Source organism: Mesorhizobium helmanticense, assembly GCF_003034915.1.
Taxonomy (GTDB): domain Bacteria; phylum Pseudomonadota; class Alphaproteobacteria; order Rhizobiales; family Rhizobiaceae; genus Mesorhizobium; species Mesorhizobium helmanticense.
Map to the genome: position 1 here is coordinate 1 of NZ_PZJX01000092.1, position 1,652 is coordinate 1,652.

The following is a 1,652-nucleotide window of genomic DNA, read 5'->3' on the forward strand; positions in this document are numbered from 1 at the left end:
CCCGTTCCGTCGTACCAGGGCGTCGCGTAGCGCGAAAGCTAATCAGGCGACCGTTCCGTGATCTCGGCCGGATCGACGCCGTCCTGGGACAGGAAGGCAGGCGAATGGCTGGCAAAAAGCGTTCCGCCACAACCCGGCGTCGATCACCAGAACCTGGCGCGGGCGCGGCGGAACTGCCGGGCGGCGGCCATTCCGGAATAGCTGCCGCCGATGACAATAGGCGCAGCGAAATTCAGAAGGTTGTGGGCGACAGGCTTCGGACTCCCATTCGATTGCCGACTCGGCTCATGCCTTGACGGGCAATATTCTGAGGATGTTTGCACCTCACGTTCATGGTTGCCACCATGGAGATCGCCTCAGAAGCGGCGCCCAATCGGAAACATTAGCACCTGCGCGTTTTGGCTCGGCTGCTTGAACTCCTCGACGGCAACTGCCTCAATTAGCAGATCCAAGGCTTCGCGCCCCTTCTGGCTCATCGGATCGTCGCCTCGCAGGTAATGATATGCTCGATCTAGATGCACTCGCGCGGCGGGAAAATCGCTTGTCATATGACCCTCTCAGTTGCCGCCCGCGTTAGCCGTCTACGAGGTGAGGGTCACGCAATCGTCAATATCCACAGACGGATTTGAATTAAATCGCAGATGATCCGGGAGAAACCAAACACCGGCTTGTTCTATGCGAGAGCTCCTTGATTATGTCGCCGGCGGGCCCGGTGGACTCTGCAATAGGGTTGCCAAGCGAGCCCTGCCAATGCGTCCCCAGCATCATCCATAAGCCCTCCCGAGTTTCTGGTCAGTCGAGCGGTCGCACGCGCAGGCTTTCGGCGGCAATCGGCCGGGTGGCGAAGATCGCCGCGAAGGCGGACAGCCAATCGGAAGCCGACTCCCGTTTGTGCGATCCCGAGGGCTACAGGGCGTCGATTCCTCATAGGATATTCCGTCATCACATCGCTGACGGGCGCCCAGCTTGCGAAAGCAAAAAAGCAGGCGCCCTCTTGACCGACACCGAAAACAGCGAAATCAATCATCCATTGAACCCATGAACGCAACAACGCCAGCACACTGTCCGGGCCATATTGTTTATTTTCGGCGCCAAGAGACCTATCGGGACGCTCTTGTCGCCGAGCAGAGGCTGAGGAATGATCCACAGCTAGCGGCTCGTGAATCATGCGGGGGCGTAGCCAAGAAGCATCACAGCACCTGCCCAATCACATTTTGACCTTAAGGACCCGGCACCCAGATTGTGCCGAGTCTTTTTCTGTCGTTAGGGCAGCCTGATCCAATTGAGTGGGTCAGGAATAATGTCCCAGCACGGCGATCAGGTACCTTCTTAAGCCCGTCACCGACTTCAGAAAGCCGACGGGAGCTGCAACGACTTGACTAGGGGTGCCCTGCGAGCTTGACGGTGTCAGCCCCGAACGCGCCTTGCTGGCTGTGTACCAGTCCCTGACCGACAGCGGATTGCGACATGACAACTTCTCCACATCGGAGGTAATCGTGGCGAAGTGCCTGCGCGCGAAGCGCCAGGAAAGGCCGGTTAAAGAGCCGGCCCGCTTGCAAGAATCGAACTCATGAATGACTGAGGCGTCGGCATCCTCGATGCCCATTGCTTGGCAGGACGCCACTATGGCTTTTCTGCGTTCTGTCTTATCG

3 protein-coding genes are annotated in these 1,652 nt (G+C 58.4%); 1 reads left to right on the top strand and 2 read right to left on the bottom strand.

Translation table 11 applies throughout. The features are described 5' to 3' along the window. The first annotated feature begins 57 nt into the window (after positions 1 to 57). Positions 58 to 201, top strand: coding sequence for a hypothetical protein (locus C9427_RS34345; RefSeq protein ID WP_167434580.1), 144 nt, complete (start codon positions 58 to 60; stop codon positions 199 to 201). A gap of 155 nt (positions 202 to 356) precedes the next feature. On the opposite strand, the gene C9427_RS33215 is transcribed toward C9427_RS34345, so the two are convergent. Together C9427_RS33215 and C9427_RS33220 are read right to left on the bottom strand one after the other, a co-directional pair. Then, positions 357 to 548 (bottom strand): hypothetical protein, encoded by a 192-nt coding sequence (locus C9427_RS33215; RefSeq protein WP_107653153.1) that lies wholly within the window; start codon positions 546 to 548, stop codon positions 357 to 359. 743 nt (positions 549 to 1,291) lie between these two features. Beyond that, positions 1,292 to 1,652, bottom strand: a 361-nt coding sequence (locus C9427_RS33220) for a hypothetical protein (RefSeq protein WP_208636456.1), incomplete at its 5' end; no start/stop codon positions are given.

What these genes read in the sequence shown, in the direction of transcription:
- C9427_RS33215 (WP_107653153.1), bottom strand. Translation starts at nt 548, where the DNA reads ATGACAAGCGATTTTCCCGCCGCGCGAGTGCATCTAGATCGAGCATAT.